Annotated in this window: 15 protein-coding genes; 11 read left to right on the top strand and 4 right to left on the bottom strand. The window is 72.6% G+C overall.

Annotated elements, in window-relative coordinates:
• The first annotated feature begins 119 nt into the window (after window positions 1-119).
• Together QSK36_RS09820 and QSK36_RS09815 are read left to right on the top strand one after the other, a co-directional pair.
• The gene (locus QSK36_RS09820; protein WP_183531286.1) at window positions 120-776 is read left to right on the top strand and encodes a helix-turn-helix transcriptional regulator; all 657 of its coding nucleotides are present in this window, start codon (window positions 120-122) and stop codon (window positions 774-776) included.
• Window positions 777-790: 14 nt separating this feature from the next.
• A complete protein-coding gene (locus QSK36_RS09815) occupies window positions 791-1,267 on the top strand; it encodes a DUF3291 domain-containing protein (RefSeq protein ID WP_183531287.1) in 477 nt (158 codons plus the stop codon).
• Here the strand turns inward: QSK36_RS09815 and QSK36_RS09810 are convergent.
• A complete protein-coding gene (locus QSK36_RS09810) occupies window positions 1,213-2,280 on the bottom strand; it encodes a DUF3866 family protein (protein ID WP_285782136.1) in 1,068 nt (355 codons plus the stop codon). The two genes, QSK36_RS09815 and QSK36_RS09810, sit on opposite strands and share 55 nt — an antisense overlap.
• 39 nt (window positions 2,281-2,319) lie before the next feature.
• Here QSK36_RS09810 and QSK36_RS09805 point away from each other — a divergent pair, with 39 nt between their 5' ends.
• From QSK36_RS09805 to QSK36_RS09775, 7 genes are all read left to right on the top strand, one after another.
• A complete protein-coding gene (locus QSK36_RS09805; RefSeq protein ID WP_285782135.1) occupies window positions 2,320-3,261 on the top strand; it encodes a helix-turn-helix transcriptional regulator in 942 nt (313 codons plus the stop codon).
• The gene (locus tag QSK36_RS09800) at window positions 3,258-4,208 is read left to right on the top strand and encodes a helix-turn-helix transcriptional regulator (RefSeq protein ID WP_285782134.1); all 951 of its coding nucleotides are present in this window, start codon (window positions 3,258-3,260) and stop codon (window positions 4,206-4,208) included. The genes QSK36_RS09805 and QSK36_RS09800 overlap by 4 nt, the downstream gene beginning before the upstream one ends.
• Before the next feature lie 14 nt (window positions 4,209-4,222).
• Window positions 4,223-4,366 carry a hypothetical protein gene (locus QSK36_RS09795; protein ID WP_285782133.1) on the top strand — a complete coding sequence of 48 codons (144 nt, stop codon included), beginning with the start codon at window positions 4,223-4,225 and terminating at the stop codon, window positions 4,364-4,366.
• A gap of 114 nt (window positions 4,367-4,480) precedes the next feature.
• Window positions 4,481-4,804: a Sec-independent protein translocase subunit TatA gene (gene tatA, locus QSK36_RS09790; protein WP_139572966.1), complete on the top strand. Its 324-nt coding sequence runs from the start codon at window positions 4,481-4,483 to the stop codon at window positions 4,802-4,804.
• Between the two features lie 34 nt (window positions 4,805-4,838).
• Complete coding sequence (gene tatC / locus QSK36_RS09785) at window positions 4,839-5,708, top strand: twin-arginine translocase subunit TatC (protein WP_183531290.1); 870 nt, start codon at window positions 4,839-4,841, stop codon at window positions 5,706-5,708.
• A gap of 48 nt (window positions 5,709-5,756) precedes the next feature.
• Complete coding sequence (locus tag QSK36_RS09780; RefSeq protein WP_183531291.1) at window positions 5,757-6,668, top strand: diacylglycerol/lipid kinase family protein; 912 nt, start codon at window positions 5,757-5,759, stop codon at window positions 6,666-6,668.
• A gap of 73 nt (window positions 6,669-6,741) precedes the next feature.
• Window positions 6,742-9,459 carry a DEAD/DEAH box helicase gene (locus QSK36_RS09775; protein WP_285782132.1) on the top strand — a complete coding sequence of 906 codons (2,718 nt, stop codon included), beginning with the start codon at window positions 6,742-6,744 and terminating at the stop codon, window positions 9,457-9,459.
• Between the two features lie 94 nt (window positions 9,460-9,553).
• On the opposite strand, the gene QSK36_RS09770 is transcribed toward QSK36_RS09775, so the two are convergent.
• From QSK36_RS09770 to QSK36_RS09760, 3 genes are read right to left on the bottom strand one after another with little or no spacing between them, the layout of a single operon-like run.
• The gene (locus QSK36_RS09770) at window positions 9,554-10,993 is read right to left on the bottom strand and encodes an RNB domain-containing ribonuclease (RefSeq protein ID WP_285782131.1); all 1,440 of its coding nucleotides are present in this window, start codon (window positions 10,991-10,993) and stop codon (window positions 9,554-9,556) included.
• A gap of 49 nt (window positions 10,994-11,042) precedes the next feature.
• Window positions 11,043-11,933 carry a 5'-3' exonuclease gene (locus tag QSK36_RS09765; RefSeq protein ID WP_183533458.1) on the bottom strand — a complete coding sequence of 297 codons (891 nt, stop codon included), beginning with the start codon at window positions 11,931-11,933 and terminating at the stop codon, window positions 11,043-11,045.
• Window positions 11,934-11,958: 25 nt separating this feature from the next.
• Entirely contained in the window at window positions 11,959-12,843 is an 885-nt protein-coding gene (locus tag QSK36_RS09760) for a PP2C family protein-serine/threonine phosphatase (protein ID WP_285782130.1), read from the bottom strand.
• 230 nt (window positions 12,844-13,073) lie between these two features.
• On the opposite strand from QSK36_RS09760, the gene QSK36_RS09755 reads away from it, so the two are divergent.
• Complete coding sequence (locus QSK36_RS09755; RefSeq protein ID WP_285782311.1) at window positions 13,074-14,192, top strand: M24 family metallopeptidase; 1,119 nt, start codon at window positions 13,074-13,076, stop codon at window positions 14,190-14,192.
• 66 nt (window positions 14,193-14,258) lie between these two features.
• The gene (locus QSK36_RS09750) at window positions 14,259-16,034 is read left to right on the top strand and encodes a tetratricopeptide repeat protein (RefSeq protein ID WP_285782129.1); all 1,776 of its coding nucleotides are present in this window, start codon (window positions 14,259-14,261) and stop codon (window positions 16,032-16,034) included.
• The last annotated feature ends 63 nt before the right edge of the window (window positions 16,035-16,097 follow it).

Raw genomic sequence — 16,097 nt, 5'->3', positions numbered from 1 at the left:
GGTTTAGTTAGGAAGGTTTCCTAATGAAAGCAGTACTCCGCGGCGGTGTCAACAGCCCCTTGACCGGCCGTCCCGGCCGGCGTCCGATGGTGGCGGCCGCCACGACCTAAACTCCGGCTGTGACGAGCGACGATCTGGAGTCGATGAGCGTGCTCGGCGATCCCGTACGGCGGGCGCTGTACCGGTTCGTGGCCGAGCAGGGGCGGGACGTGGGCCGCAACGAGGCGGCCGAGGCGACCGGCGTCCAGCGCACGCTGGCCGCGCACCACCTGGACAAACTGGTTGACGCGGGGTTGCTGGAGGCGGGCTTCCGGCGGCTCAGCGGCAAGGCCGGCCCCGGCGGCGGCCGCCCGGCGAAGGTCTACCGGCGGGTGCGCGAGGAGCGGACCGTGAGCCTGCCGCCCCGCGACTACCGCACGCTCGCGCTCGTGCTGGCGGAGACCGTCGACCTGCTGGGCGGCGAGGAGAAGGCCGAGGAGGCCGCCCGGCGGGCGGGGGAGCGCCTCGTCGCCTCCGATGCCGCCTCCGGCGATCTCCTGGAGGTGTTGCGCGCGCGCGGCTACGAGCCGTACGAGGAGGACGGGCGGGTGCGGCTGCGCAACTGCCCCTTCCACGTGCTGGCCGACAGCCATCCGCTGCTCGTGTGCTCGATGAACCTCGCGCTGTGCGAGGGGCTGCTGGCCGGTCTGGGTGAGAACGGGTTCGCCGCGACGCTGGACCCGAGGCCGGAGGAGTGTTGTGTGGCCTTCACACCTTCTAAAAACAACGTAGATTGACATAGAATCGGGGCATGCATCTCGCCCAGCTCAACGTCGCCCATCTCAGGGAACCCCTCGACTCCCCCACGCTGGCGGACTTCCTCGCCGCTCTGGAACCGATCTACCAGGTGTCGGACGCCGCGCCCGGCTTCGTCTGGCGTATGAAGGAGGGCGATGAGCCCACGGACCTGATCCAGCACGACTACGGACAGATGCTGGTCGTGAACCTCTCGGTCTGGGAGTCCCGCGAGACGTTGTGGAACTTCGTCTACCGCAGCGCCCATCTGGAGGTGATGCGGCGCCGCCGGGAGTGGTTCCACCGGATCGCCGAGCCGTACACGGTGATGTGGTGGGTGCCCGAGGGCCACCTGCCGCCGCTTGACGAGGCCATGGCACGCCTGGACCTGCTCCGGGGGCAGGGGCCGGGCCCGAAGGCGTTCACGTTCAGAGAGTTCTACGACAGCAGTGACGCCGCGTGTCTCCCGGCGGCGGCGGAGGTCACGAAGTAGGCCAGGTCCTCCTCCAGGCCGCGGCCCATGGTGGACAGCCGCACCGGGGACGCCTTGAGTGCCTCGTGCAGGCCCTCCACCGGCACCGTCACGATCTCGTGACGCGTGGCCAGGGCCGCGGCCTGCTCGCGCACCGTCGCCCCGAACGCGCCGGGCAGATCAGGCACGACGACCTGGGCCGGGGTCAGCGCGACCCGGCCGTACGCCGTGAGCGAGTGGTGCGACACCCCGACATGCCGCTCGCGGCGGTCGCCCTCGCTGACCCGCAGCGCGGCCACGGGCCGCCCGGTCAGCACGGCGGCGGCGTTCACGGCCTCGCCCGCGGCGACGCCGGAAAAGCCCCAGCGGGTGCCGGTGCCGAGGTTGCCCGGCCCCTGCGTCACGACGGCGACGTCGGCGCCGAGCACGTGGCGGGCGGCCAGCAGGCCGGTGTGGAGCGTGACCGCCTCGACGTCCCCGCCGAAGGACTGGCCGGTCGTCACCACCCCGCACAGCCAGTCGCGCTCGCGCAGCGTCGCGCACGACATCGAGAACCAGGCAGGCAGCGCCCCGCCGTCCTGCATCACGTACGCCACCCTGATCCCCGGAGAGTCCGCGTACAGACCACACAGGATCGCGGGCAGGGCGGAGTGCAGGTCGGCGACCACGACGGGCATTCCATCGACCGAGTCGGCCTCCCGCAGCGCCTCGTGGTGCGGGGACCCCTGCTCGTCCGCGCCGAGCACGGTGGCCTGCAACGGGGTGTAGCGTGCTTTCACCAGGTGGCCGGCACCGGAAGGATCTTGCGGTAAACGGTCCGGGACGGCCACCACCATGGCGTACCCTCCCGTACCGAGACCCATGGCGAGGGCGGTCGTGTTGAGCAGCACGGTGTCGCCCACTTCAGGGCGTCCCACCAGCGGGGGATAGGCGAGCGCCCGGCACTCGCCCTCGGCGACGGCGACGTCGAGTTCCACCGCCCCCGGCCACTCGCGCCGGACCCGCACCACTTCGCCCTTGCGCCATCTGATCACGCCGAAAAGGGTAGCGTTCTCGACTGGAAGGGAGGCCCGATGTCGCGGCGGAAGACCGAGCGGCTGCTCAATCTGGTTATCTGCCTGCTCGCGACGCGGCGGCCGTTGAGCGCGGAGCAGATCCGGCAGGCCGTCCCCGGGTACGACCCGGACAACGACGAGGCCTTCCAGCGCATGTTCGAGCGCGACAAGAACGAGCTGCGCGAGATCGGCATCCCCATCGAGGTCCACAAGGACCCCTGGGAGGACGACCCCGGCTACCGGATCGTACGCGAGGCGTACGAGCTGCCCGAGATCACGCTGGAGCCCGACGAGGCCGCCGTCATCGGCCTGGCCGCGCAGGTGTGGCAGCGGGCGAGCCTCGCCGAGGCGGCCGGCGGGGCGCTGCTGAAGCTGACCGCTGGCGGCGTGCACGCCGACCTCGCGGAGAGCCCGCTGGAGCTGCGGGTGGACACCCGCGACCCCGCGTTCCCCGCGCTGTGGGAGGCCGTGCGGGACCGGCGCGCGGTCGCCTTCGACTACCGGTCGGCCGGCAGCGAGTCGGTGCTGCGGCGGACGGTCGAGCCGTGGGGGGTCGTCAGCAGGCGCGGCCGGTGGTACCTGGTCGGGCACGACCGCGACCGCGGCGCCGCCCGGGTCTTCCGGCTGAGCCGGATCACCGGGGCCGTGTCCACGCTCGGGCGGCCGGCGGCGTTCACCGTGCCGGAGGGGCTGGACCTGCGGGCCATGGTGGGCTACCAGGAGCTGCCGAACGAGCGGGTCGCCCTGGTGCGCGTACGCAAGGGCACCTGCCTCGGCCTGCGGCACGCCGCCCAGGCCGTGCGTAACGGGCCGGGGGAGTGGGACGAGGCCGAGGTGACCTTCGCCGACGCGGAACGCCTCGCCGGGTGGCTGGCCAGTCTCGGCGCGGACGCCGTCGTGCTGGACCCGCCGGACGCGCGCGATGCCGTGATCCGCCGTCTGAAGGGGGCGTTGCAGTGAGTTCGGACCGGTTGCCGCGGCTGCTCGCGCTCGTGCCCTACCTCATGTCGCATCCGGGCGCGCAGGTGCCCGAGGTGGCACGGCTGTTCGGCCTGTCGGAAAAGCAGCTCATCGACGACCTCCAGCTCGTCTGGATGTGCGGCCTGCCCGGGCACACGCCCGGCGACCTGATCGACGTCTCGTGGGACGGCGGCGAGATCCTCATCGACAACGCCGAGGCGATCGCCCGGCCGCTCAAGCTCGGCGTGGACGAGGCGAGCGCGCTGCTCGTCGCGCTGCGCATGCTCGACGAACTGCCCGAGTTCCAGGGCCGCGACGTGCTCGGCCGGGTCATCGCCAAGCTGGAGCAGGCGGCGGGCGAGGGCGCGGCCACGGTGAGCAGCCAGGTCCAGGTGGAGATCGGCGCGGCCCCGGACGCCCACGCCGTCATCACCGACGCCGCCCGCAGGGGCCGCAGGCTGTCGCTGCGCTACTACGTGCCGGGGCGCGACGAGATCACCCCCAGGGAGGTCGACCCGCTGCGGGTCGTGCTCGTGGACGGGCGGCACTACCTGGAGGGCTGGTGCTACCGCGCCGAGGCGATGCGGATGTTCCGCGTCGACCGGATCCTGGACGTCGAGATCCTCGACGTGCCCGTGGACCCGCCGGCCGGGGCCGAGCCGATGGACGTCACCCGGGGCGTGTTCCGGCCGTCGGACAGCGACGAGCTGGTGGAGCTGGAACTGACCCCGGCGGGCCGCTGGGTGGCGGAGTACTACCCCTGCGAGGAGGTCGCCGAGCTGGGCGAGGGCCGCCTGCGCGTCTCGCTGCGGGCCCGCGACCAGTCCTGGCTGGTGCGGCTCGCGCTCCGGCTGGGCGACAGCGGCCGGGTGCTGTCCCCGGCGTCCCTCGCCGAGCGGGTGACGGCCACCGCCAAGCAGGCGCTGGCCAACTACGAGACCGTGTGACCTGGGGGAAGCGCATGACTTTGATCTTCGCCCTGTCCGCGGTGGTCGTGGCGGGGCTCGCCGTCCTCATGTGGCCGGCCGTCCGGGTGCTCGCCGCGGCGCGGGACCTGCACGCCGAAGTCAAGCGGGCCAAGGGGCGGCTCGGAGTGTCCGAATAAGGGACTTTGCCCACGATTGATGTGATTTTGAGCCCCACGGACAGGTGAACTTTGGCGTGTGGTGCGCGTACGATCGGGGAGTAGTACCCACGGCCCTCGCGGTAAGGACATGACATGCCCAACCTCGGACCCATGGAATGGATTCTGATCCTCCTGGTTCTGATCCTTCTTTTCGGCGCGAAGAAGCTCCCGGACACCGCGAGGGCCCTTGGGCAGTCGCTGCGCATGTTCAAGAAGGAAACCAGCAAGATGAGCGAGGAGGACGAGGAGCGGCAGACGGTCAAGGCGCAGGCCGAGCCCGTCGCTCCGCCGGCGGCGCAGATCCCGCCGGCCACCCCGTCCGTCGAGGAGCGGCTGCGTGTCCTGGAGGAGGAGAACCGGAGGCTGCGTGAGAGCCAGCAGCCGGTGAGTTCGCAGAACGAGCAGCGCTCCAACTAGGCGCCGCACCCCCACTGACCCCAGGACGAACCAGATGGCCCTGTTGAAACGGTCGACTCCCGCCGCCACGGCACACGACGGGCGGATGACGCTCATGGAGCACATCCGCGAGCTGCGCAACCGGCTGATCAAGGCCATCCTGGCGGTGGTCGTCGGGACCGCCGTCGGGTTCATCTACTTCGAGCCCATCTGGAACTTCCTGAAGCAGCCGTACTGCCGGCTGCCGCAGGCCCACCAGCTGAACGGCGACAAGTGCACGCTGGTGGTGAACGGGGTCTTCGACTCGTTCTTCGTCAACCTCAAGGTCGCCGTGATCTTCGGCGTGGTGGTCTCGGCCGTGTTCTGGATCTACCAGATCTGGGCGTTCGTGACCCCGGGCCTGTACCAGAACGAGCGCCGCTACACCATGGCGTTCCTCGGGCTCTCCGTTCCGCTGTTCACCGCAGGCTCGGCCCTCGCCTACGTCACGATGGACAAGGGCCTGTCCCTGCTGCTCGGCTTCGCGCCCGAGGGCACGCTGACGCTGGTGAGCATCAACGAGTACCTCAGCTTCGCGCTCGCGATGCTGATCATCTTCGGCGTCTCCTTCCTGATGCCGTTGCTGCTGGTGTTCCTCAACGTCATCGGGGTGCTCCGGTTCAAGACGGTGTCCAAGCACACCCGCATGGTCGTGTTCCTGATGTTCGTCTTCGCGGCCGTCGCGACGCCGAGCCAGGACCCCGTCACCATGCTGGCCCTGGCGCTCCCGATGGTGGCGCTGTTCTTCGTCGCGGAGGCGTTCATGTACTTCCACGACAAGAAGCGCGACGCCGCCGACGCGGCGCACGCACGGGCCATCGAGGAGGAGCTCGACGGGCCGTCCGCCGCCGAGGGCACGGCGGACTCGGTCGACGTGAGGGACTGACCGAATATCCCTCTGGTGTCGCCTGGTGGGTGGCGGTAGGTTCCGCGTATGGCCGATGAGATCGTCGTCCTGGTGAACCCCGCCGCCCGCGGCGGCCGTACGCTGCGCCTGCTCGACCCGGTGCTGCGGCGGCTGCGGGCGGGCGGCCGCCCGGTCTCGGTGGTCGTCGGGACCTCGGCGGCGGACGCCCTGGGCCGGGCCCGCGATGCCGTCGCCGCCGGGCCGGCCGCACTCGTCGCCTTCGGCGGCGACGGCCTGGTCCACCTGGCCGTGCAGGCCGTGGCCGGGACGGCCGTGCCGCTCGGGATCGTGCCCGCGGGGACCGGCAACGACATCGCCGACGCCCTCGGCATCCCGCGCAAGGATCCGCTCGCCGCCGCGGACATCGTGACCTCGGGCGACTGCCGGGTGATCGACGCGGCCAGGCTGGGCACGGGCGGGAACAGGCCGGATGAGTGGTTCGCCGGGGTCCTCGCCTGCGGGTTCGACTCCCGCGTCAACGAGCGGGCCAACGCCATGACCCGGCCGCCGGGAATGGCGAAGTACCTGGTCGCGCTCGCACGAGAACTGCGGTCGTTCACCCCGATCCCGTTCCGGATCACCCTCGACGGGGAGGCCGCCGAGCGCGAGGCGATGCTGGTGGCGGTGGCCAACACCCGGTCGTACGGCGCCGGGATGCGGGTGTGCCCGGACGCCCGGCCCGACGACGGCCTGCTCGACGTGCTCGTGCTCGGGGCGGTGCCCAAGGGCGAGTTCCTGCGCACGTTCCCCCGCGTCTACCGGGGCAGCCACACCGGGCACCCCGCCGTGACCCTGCGACGGGCCCGGCGGGTGGAGATCGAGGCTCTGGACGGTGACGTCGTCGCGTACGCCGACGGCGAGCGGGCCGGCCCCGCCCCGCTGACCTGCGCCGTCGAGCCGGGAGCGCTGCGCGTCCTGGCCCCTGATCGACGAGGCTGATCTACGGCGTAAAGGCGTAAAAGGATCTCCGATGACGGACGCCCGGAATCCCGTTATCGGTAGGGTTGACGGTATGAGTACGCCAGCGGAACGCTATGCCGCCTTCCGTGAGGGGCAGTCCGGCGCCGGACCCGCTCTCGCCTCGTTCCGCGAACTTTACGACTTCGAGCTCGACGAGTTCCAGATCGACGCCTGTCAGGCGCTGGAGGCCGGGGACGGCGTGCTGGTGGCCGCGCCGACCGGGTCGGGCAAGACGGTGGTGGGGGAGTTCGCCGTCCACCTGGCGCTGGAGCAGGGCCGCAAGTGCTTCTACACGACGCCGATCAAGGCGTTGTCCAACCAGAAGTACAACGACCTGGTCAGGCGGTACGGAGCGCGCAAGGTCGGCCTGCTGACCGGGGACAACAGCGTCAACGGCGAGGCCCCGATCGTGGTCATGACCACCGAGGTCCTGCGCAACATGCTGTACGCGGGCTCGAACACGCTGACCGGCCTCGCATATGTGGTGATGGACGAGGTCCACTACCTGGCCGACCGGTTCCGCGGCGCGGTCTGGGAAGAGGTCATCATCCACCTGCCGGAGTCGGTGCGGGTGGTGGCCCTGTCGGCCACGGTCAGCAACGCCGAGGAGTTCGGCGAGTGGCTGGGCGAGGTGCGCGGCGACACCACGGTCATCGTGGACGAGCACCGGCCGGTCCCGCTGTGGCAGCACATGCTGGTCGGCAACAAGATGTTCGACCTGTTCGTCGACGAGGGCGACGGCACCCTGCGGGTCAACCCGTCCCTCATGCGGATCTCCCGCGACGAGATGCGGCTGGCCCAGGCCAGGGGCAGACGGGGCTACTCGCGGCCCGGCCGGGGCACGACGCCGAGCCGGTCGGACGTGATCGAGAAGCTCGACGCCGAGGGCCTGCTGCCGGCGATCACCTTCATCTTCTCCAGGAACGGCTGCGACGCCGCCGTCATGCAGTGCCTCTACTCGGGGCTGCGCCTCACCACGGAGGCCGAGAGCCACGAGATCCGCCAGATCGTGGACGAGCGCACCGCGCACCTGCCCGACGAGGACCTCGCGGTGCTCGGCTACCTCGAATGGCGCGACTGCCTGGAGCGCGGCCTGGCCGCCCACCACGCGGGCATGCTCCCGGCCTTCAAGGAGGTCGTGGAGGAGCTGTTCACCAAGGGGCTGGTGAAGGCGGTCTTCGCGACCGAGACGCTGGCGCTCGGCATCAACATGCCGGCCAGGTCCGTGGTGATCGAGAAGCTCGACAAGTGGAACGGCGAGACCCACGCCGACCTGACCCCGGGGGAGTACACCCAGCTCACCGGCCGGGCCGGGCGGCGCGGCATCGACATCGAGGGCCACGCGGTGGTGGTCTGGCAGCCGGGGATGGATCCCCTCGCCGTCGCCGGTCTCGCCGGCACCCGCACCTATCCGCTGCGCTCCAGCTTCAAGCCGTCGTACAACATGGCGGTCAACCTCGTCGGGCAGGTCGGCCGGGAGCGGGCGCGGACCCTGCTGGAGGACTCCTTCGCCCAGTTCCAGGCCGACCGGGCCGTGGTCGGGCTGGCCCGACAGCTCCGCAAGGCCGAGCAGGCCCTCGAGGGCTACGCCGAGGCGATGACCTGCCACCTCGGCGACTTCGAGGAGTACGCCGCGATGCGCAGGCGGCTGTCGGACCGCGAGGCCGAGCTGTCGCGCCAGCGGGGGGCGGCCCGCCGCGCCCAGGCCGTGCAGTCCCTGGAGGTGCTCAAGCCCGGCGACGTCATCCGGGTGCCGGGCGGGCGCCGTGCGGGTATCGCGGTCGTGCTCGACCCCGGCGTCAACGGCCGGGGACACGAGGGCCCCGCGCCGCTCGTGCTGACGATCGGCAAGCAGGTCAAGCGCCTGTCGGCGGCCGACTTCCCGGTGCCGGTCGAGCCGGTCGACAAGATCAGGATTCCGAAGGGCTTCAACCCGCGCTCGCCGAAGGAACGGGCCAACCTCGTCTCGACGGTGCACGCGAAGCTGGGCGACCGCGACCTCGGCAAGCCGCCGCGGGCGCGCGACCACGCCGCGGAGGACGAGGAGATCACGCGCCTGCGGCGGGAGCTGCGCCAGCACCCCTGCCACGGCTGCGACGAGCGTGAGGACCACGCCCGCTGGGCCGAGCGCTACCACAAGCTGCTCAGGGAGACCGAGGGGCTGCGCCGCCGGGTCGAGGGGCGCTCCCACGTCATCGCCCGGACCTTCGACCGGGTCTGCGGCGTGCTCGACCAGCTCGGCTACCTGGACGGCGAGACCGTCACGGAACAGGGCCGCAGGCTCGCCTCGCTCTACACCGAGCTGGACCTGCTCACGGCCGAGTGCCTGCGGGCGGGCGTGTGGAACCGTCTCGACCCCGCCGAACTGGCCGCGTGCGTGTCGTCGCTGGTGTACGAGTCGCGGCAGGCCGACGACGTCCGCAGCCCCAAGATCCCGGCCGGGGCCACGCGCGAGGCGCTCGGGGAGATGGTGCGGCTGTGGGGCGAGCTGGAGGGCATCGAGCAGGACCACGGCCTGTCGTTCGTCCGCGAGCCCGACGTCGGCTTCGCCTGGGCGGCCTTCCGCTGGGCCAAGGGCCACAGCCTCGACGCCGTGCTGACCGACTGCGATCTCGCGGCGGGCGACTTCGTCCGCTGGGTCAAGCAGCTGCTCGACCTGCTCGGCCAGCTCAGGGATGCCGCGCCCAAGGGGAGCAAGGTCGCCGAGAACGCCCTCAAGGCCATCGATGCCATGCGCCGCGGGGTCGTGGCCTACTCCTCCGTCAGCTGACCCGCGCCGGATGCCGCACGGCGGCCCGGAAGGCGGCGCGCGCGGACGGGCGCACGTCACCCGAGCGCCGCTTGACCGCCGCTCGGGCGGCCGCTCAGGCGGCGGTGAAGCGGACCTCGCGGGTGGCGGGGTCGGCGCGCGTGAGCCGTACGGGGACGCGCTCGCCGAGTGGCAGGCGGTCGCCGTCGCAGCGGGCGATGACGGCGGGCTCGGTGACCTGCACCTGCCCGCCCGGTTTGCCGTCGGTGACGTCGACCACGACCGCCTCGAAGACCTCGCCGATCCTGGGGTGCAGCACGGCCGCCTCGACCAGGTCCACGCAGGCCCGCCCCACCGCGCCGGCCCGCCTGCCGCCTGCGGCCATCTGCTCCGGCAGGCCGGGCAGCGCCGCCGCGACCTCCTCGGGGACCGGGCGGCCCGCGGCCACGGCCAGGCAGACCTCGGTGCCGTACCGGTCGACCAGCCGCCGAAGCGGCGCGGTGACGTGCGCGTACGGCGCCCCCAGGGCGGCGTGCAGCACCTGCGCGGGTGCCGAACCGTCGAAGGCGACGTAGGCCGCGCCGCGCAGCAGCACCGTCGACTCGTGCAGGAAGGCGGCATGGCCGGGGATCTTCGGGTCGAGCCCGTGCACGACCTCGGCGTACGACGTGCCGTCGGGCCAGGGCACACCGAGCGCGGCGGCGACCCTGCGGACCTTGCCGACGTCCTCCGGGCCCGCCTTGGGGAGGACCCGCAGCACGCCGACGCCCGCGTCCAGCATCATCCGGGCGGCCGCCATGCCGGTGAGCAGCGAGATCTGGGCGTTCCACGCTTCGCAGGGGTGGTTCGTGCGGAACTCCACCCGGTAGCCGCCGTTCCCGTCGGGGACCACCTGCTGCTCGGGGGTCGGCAGCGACAGCCCGCCCCTGGCCCGCTCCCGTTCCAGCCGCAGCGGCCCCACCTCGGCGAGCAGCGCGATCGTCCCCTCCGCCCGGCCGGTGTCCACGGCGGCCTGGACCGTCTCGTAGTCGAGCCGTTTCCGGCTGCGCACCAGCGCGCGGCGCAGGTCCACCGCCTCGATCTCTCCGTCGGACCCGAGGTCGAGCCGCCACAGGGCCGCGGGGCGGGCCTGCCCGGGCAGCAGGCTGGCCGCGCCCTCCGACAGGACCGGCGGGTGCAGCGGCACACGCCCGTCGGCCATGTAGACGGTCTCGGCGCGGACCCGCGCCTCGGCGTCGATCGCCCCGCCGGGCCGGACGAACGCCGCGACGTCGGCGATCGCGTACCAGACGCGGTAGCCCGTCCCGCGCCGCTCGATGCACAGCGCCTGGTCGAGGTCCATCGAGCCGGGCGGGTCGATCGTGATCAACGGAAGATCGATCCGGTCCTCCTGCGGCGCGGCGGGGGAGGCGGCGGCCCGCTCGGCCTCCTCCTGCACGGGGGCGGGGAAACCGTCCGGCAGGTCGAACTCGCCGCGGATGCGGGCGAACTCTGCTTTCAACCCCGGGCGGAGCCCGTCCACGTTGTTCGGGAGGCGAATCGTCGTGTACGGCACGCGATCAACCTACCCGAGTGTGGACATTCCGGGCCGTAACGGCCGGGGGTCAGGCCAGCGCGGCGAGCAGGCGGTTGAGCGGGCTGTCCAGGCCGTGCTTCTCCGACAGTGCGACCAGCCGCTCGGGGTCGCGCGGCGCGGCGGGCAGGGTGATGTCGACGTCCGGGACCGGGACGTCGTGGGCCACTCGTACCACGGCAGGGGCGACCTCCAGGTAGTCGCGGGCGGCGGCGAGCTTGTTGCGTGCGCCCGCGGGGAAGCCGTCGGCGCCGCCGTCGTCCAGCGCGGCGAGCAGTGCGGACAGCGAGCCGAAGCGCGTGATGAGGGCCGCCGCCGTCTTCTCGCCGATGCCGGCGACGCCGGGCAGGCCGTCGCTCGGGTCGCCGCGCAGCGTCGCGAAGTCGGCGTACGCCCGGCCCGGGATGCCGTACTTCTCCCGGACGAACGCCTCATCGATGATCTGCAGGTTGCGGATTCCCCTTACTGTGTAAAGGGCGCGGCAGGGCTTCTCGTCGTCGACGAGCTGGAACAGGTCGCGGTCGCCCGTGACGATGTCCACGGCGTCGGCGGCGGCGGTCGCGTAGGTGCCGATCACGTCGTCGGCCTCGTATCCGGCGACGCCGACGCGGGCGATGCCCAGCGCGTCCAGGACCTCCTCGATGACCGGGACCTGCGGGGCCAGCGTGTCCGGCACCTCCTCCTCGTCGCCGCTCGCCACCCGGTGCGCCTTGTACGACGGGATCGCGGCCACCCGGAACGCCGGCCGCCAGTCGGCGTCCATGCACGCCACGATCTGGGTGGGGGAGTGCTGCCGGACCAGGGTGGCGATCATGTCGAGGAGCCCGCGCACCGCGTTGACCGGCATGCCGTCCGGCGAGGTCACCGACTCCGGGACTCCGTAGAAGGCGCGGAAGTACAGCGACGGGGTGTCGAGAAGCATCAGCACCCTGCCATTGTCACGCCTGTCAGGGGTGCCGCGGACCCTCTCCGGTCACCGCCACGGCCAGCAGGCAGGTGTCGTCCTCGGGGTTGGGGCCGCCGATCGCCTCCAGCAGGCGGTCGAGGCCCGCGTCGAGGTCCGCTCCGGCCGTGCCGAGCCCGGTCGCCACGGCCGCCTCCACGATGAGGGACACCCCGGCGCCGATGTCGCGCGAGCGGCGCTCGACCAGGCCGTCGGTGAACATCAGCAGCAGGTCGCCGGGCTCGAGGCGGACGTCGGCCACCCCGTACGGCAGGCTCGACGTCGCCCCGAGCACGACCCCCCGGGGCGCCCCGAGCTGGCGCGCGCCCCCGCGACGCACCAGGATCGGGGCGGGGTGGCCCGCCTGTGCCCACGTGAAAAGGCGGGTCGCCGGGTCGAAGTGGCCGCACACTGCGGTCGCGGTGGTGTCGTCCAACCGGGTGAGGACCAGGGTGTTCAGCCACGTCAGCAGCCTGCCGGGGCAGGCCCCCGTCATGCTCAGGCCGAGCAGCGCGTGACGCAGCTGCGCCATTTCGGCGATCGCGGGCAGGCCGTGTCCGGACACGTCGCCCACCGCGAGGAACATGCGTCCGTCGGGCAGCGGCGCGGCGTCGTACCAGTCGCCGCCGAGGCTCGACGCCCGGCCCGCCGGGACGTACCGGACCGCGATCCGAGCGTAGGGCAGGTCGATCGACGCGCCGGGCTCGGGCAGGATCGCCTCCCGCAGCGCCAGGGTGACGCGGCGCTCCTCGACGGCGCGTTCCCGGCGCTCGGCCCACCGCGGTCCGCCGATGTCCTGAACCATGAGGGTGCCGACGGGGGCGGCGCCGGGCGTCAAGTCCGGGTCGCGGTCGTCCGCGGGGGGAAGGGCGGGCCTTGTGCCGCCCACTACGCCGACCATTTGTCTCGCTCTCGATGCCGCTCTTGCAGTGCTGTGCGGACGTTCCGTGTTCGCCCTGACGCGGAGCGTAGCAGTCCTGCATTCCGCGGGGGTTGGTTTTCTTCTATGGCGTGGAATAAGCCAGAGCCCCGCGAAGCTGGCCCGCGTGGCGGCTGTGGTATGCGCACCTGGGTACGTCGTAAGGGCCCGCGCTCGTTAGATTAGGTCGCGTGACGACGATGTCCCCGGAGCACTCCGACCTGTATCCCACGACCCGTCCGGCCGCAGTGAGCGAGGCCGTCGACCGCGCCGGTCTCGACGCGCTGCTGCTGACGCCAGGCCCCGACCTGCGCTTCGTGACCGGCTACGACGCGATGCCGCTGGAACGCCTGACCTGCCTGGTCGTGCCGGCGTCCGGCGAGCCGTTCCTGATGGTGCCGCGCCTGGAGCTGCCGGCCGCCGAGCACTCGCCCGCCTCCCGGCTCGGCATCGAGTTCGTCGCGTGGGACGAGACCGACGACCCGTTCGCCGAGGTGGCCCGCCGCCTGGGCCCGGTCGCCCGGGTCGGGCTCGCCGACCGCATGTGGGCGCTGCAGTCGCTGCGGTTCCGCGCGGCCATGCCCGGGGCCGAGCAGGTGCTGGCCGGGAGCGTCCTGCGCGAGCTGCGCATGCGCAAGTCGCCCGCGGAGAAGGCGGCGCTCGCGGAGGCGGGGGCGGCCATCGACGCCGTGCACAACCTGGTGCCCCAGTTGCTGAAGGCCGGTCGCACCGAGCGGGAGGTCGGCAAGGACATCGCGGAGGCGATCATCGACGCGGGTCACGCCCGGGTCGACTTCGTGATCGTGGGCTCGGGCCCGAACGGCGCCAGCCCGCACGCCGAGCTGACCGACCGGGTTATCCGGCCCGGCGAGCCCGTCGTGGTCGACATCGGCGGCGTCATGCCGAGCGGCTATTGCTCCGACTCCACGCGGACCTACTGCGTGGGCGAGCCCCCGGCCGACTTCGCGGCGTACTACGAGGTGCTCAAGCGCGCCCAGGAGGCCGCCTGTGCCCACGTCAGGCCCGGCGTGAGCTGCGAGTCGGTGGACGCCGCCGCCCGCGAGGTGATCGCGGGGGCGGGGTACGGCGAGTACTTCGTCCACCGCACCGGGCACGGCATCGGCCTGGAGACGCACGAGGAGCCGTACATCGTCGCGGGCAACACCGAGGAGATGCGGCCGGGGTTCGCCTTCTCCGTCGAGCCGGGCATCTACCTGCCCGGACGGCACGGCGCCCGGATCGAGGACATCGTCGTCTGCGGCGAGACCGCCGGAGAGCGGATGAACAACACCACCAGGGACCTGGTCGTGGTCGACTGATCCCTGCGGCCGTGCTCTCCGCCGCTCTGGCAGAGTGATGATCACGACTGCCGGATCGGAGGACGCATGACGCACGAGGGCATCGACGAGGGCATGGACGATCCCCGCGCCCAGGCCGAGGGCGAGGTCAGCATGGCGCGGCTGGCCCTGGCCGACGGGGAGACCGGGCACGCCGCCGCGCATGTCGCGGCGGCGCTGGCCCACGATCCCGCCCTGCCCGAGGCGCATGAGATGCTTGCGCGGCTGCTGGCCGGGCCGGGCGGCGGGCCGGACCTGTTCCCCCTGGAGGAGCCGGTCTTCCTCGGCACCGCGCTGGCCCGCGCCCACGCACTGGCCGCGCGAGGCGAGCACGTGCCCGCGCTGCGCCTGCTGATCTCGGTGCAGCGGCACGAGCCGGGAGGACGCTGGGCGCACGTGCCGTGGGTGCTCGACCCCGAGCTGCCCGGGCGGATCCCGCCCGGCGAACTGGGCTCGCTCGTCTCGCTGCTGGCCTCCGGGCTGCCCGGCACGGTGCCGGAGGACGGCCGCGAGGCGCTGCTGCCGTACGTCGCCCTGGTGCGGGGCGCGCTGCGCGCCCATCCGGACGACGCGTCGCTGCTCTGGCTGGCCTCGCTCCTCCTGCGCAGGGTGGGGGAGGCCGAGGAGGCGGTCGAGCTGGCCGCCCGCTCCTACGCGCTGGCGCCGTCCTTCCAGGCCGCCCTGGCCGAGGGATACGCGTGCCGCGACCTGCATCGGTGGCCCGAGGCCGAGCGGGCGATGGTGCGGGCGCTCGAGCACGACCCCGCCAACCTCGCGTTGTACACCGACATCGGCGAGATGCTGTACAGCAGCGGTCGCCCGGAGGAGGGCCTGGAGTGGGTGGAGCGCGCGCTGCGGCGCGAGCCCCGGCACCCGAACGCCTATCCGACGGCCTGCGGGATGCGTTTCGAGCGGGACGGGGACGTCCGCCACCTGGTGGAGCTGGCCGACCACCTGCGTGACGACCCCGGCAACGAGCACGGTGACGCGGTCCTCGGCGAGCACTGCGCGCTGCGCCTCTGGCTGGGACGCGTCCCCGGCCCGACGGAGTCGGTGATCGACGTGCTCTACCAGGTGGTGGAGCAGGAGGAGGTCCCGGCGAGCGGAGAGCTCACGGTCTCCGCCCCCGAGCCGCCCAGCGCGCTGCTCGCCTTCTCCCTGGTCGTGCCCGGCTTCGCGGTGACCGTCGCCGACGCGCCGGAACCCGACGCGCGGCTGACGGTGCCGGAGGTGTACGCCCACGGCCCGGTGCGGAGCGTGACACGCCGGGTGTGGCGTTACGAGGGCATGACGGCCGTGCCCGCCGTGCCGCCGCCGTCCCGCGAGGCGCTGGAGGCCGTCGCCGCCGTCGCGACGCTGCGCTGGCCGCACCTGCCGGCCGCCTACGACCACGCCGTACGCCTGTCGGGCCTGTCCCTCGGCGACCTGCTCGGCGTGCTCGCCCACCCGCCGCTGTCGCCGTACGGCGAGCCGGCGGCCGTGCCGCTGTGGATCAGGCAGGTCCAGGCGTGGGCCTGCCTCGGCATCGCCCACCACCAGGCCGGTCAGGCATGGGCGGAGTCCGAGCGCAGGAGCGTGCTGGCGGACCTGGCGTACGGGCCGGAGGACTGGGTGACCGAGGCCGCCCTGCTGGGAATGATCGCCACGGCCTGGGTGGACCCGGACGCCCGCGACGACGTGGCCGAACTGGTGGCCTGGCGCTACCTGGCCGCCGTGGAGGCGTCGAGGACGCGGCCCGTGACGATCCTCGGCTCGCTGGCCGCCCTCGTGTCGGCGACCCCCGGCATGCACCCCGACGTACGGGCGCTGGCCGCGGACGCGTGATCGCGTAATTGTCGGCGGGGTCTGGTAGGACGGACCCGCCGACTCCCCCCGACGAGAAAGTCC

Source organism: Microbispora sp. NBRC 16548 (assembly GCF_030268985.1).
GTDB classification, from domain to species: domain Bacteria; phylum Actinomycetota; class Actinomycetes; order Streptosporangiales; family Streptosporangiaceae; genus Microbispora; species Microbispora catharanthi.
This window is presented reverse-complemented; position numbering and strand designations above follow the sequence as displayed.

Bases quoted from the DNA above. Each gene is read 5' to 3' on its own strand.
- QSK36_RS09815 (WP_183531287.1), top strand. From the start codon at position 791: ATGCATCTCGCCCAGCTCAACGTCGCCCATCTCAGGGAACCCCTCGAC.
- QSK36_RS09805 (WP_285782135.1), top strand. From the start codon at position 2,320: ATGTCGCGGCGGAAGACCGAGCGGCTGCTCAATCTGGTTATCTGCCTG.
- QSK36_RS09795 (WP_285782133.1), top strand. From the start codon at position 4,223: ATGACTTTGATCTTCGCCCTGTCCGCGGTGGTCGTGGCGGGGCTCGCC.
- tatA (WP_139572966.1), top strand. From the start codon at position 4,481: ATGCCCAACCTCGGACCCATGGAATGGATTCTGATCCTCCTGGTTCTG.
- tatC (WP_183531290.1), top strand. From the start codon at position 4,839: ATGGCCCTGTTGAAACGGTCGACTCCCGCCGCCACGGCACACGACGGG.
- QSK36_RS09780 (WP_183531291.1), top strand. From the start codon at position 5,757: ATGGCCGATGAGATCGTCGTCCTGGTGAACCCCGCCGCCCGCGGCGGC.
- QSK36_RS09775 (WP_285782132.1), top strand. From the start codon at position 6,742: ATGAGTACGCCAGCGGAACGCTATGCCGCCTTCCGTGAGGGGCAGTCC.
- QSK36_RS09765 (WP_183533458.1), bottom strand. From the start codon at position 11,933: ATGCTTCTCGACACCCCGTCGCTGTACTTCCGCGCCTTCTACGGAGTC.
- QSK36_RS09755 (WP_285782311.1), top strand. From the start codon at position 13,074: ATGTCCCCGGAGCACTCCGACCTGTATCCCACGACCCGTCCGGCCGCA.
- QSK36_RS09750 (WP_285782129.1), top strand. From the start codon at position 14,259: ATGACGCACGAGGGCATCGACGAGGGCATGGACGATCCCCGCGCCCAG.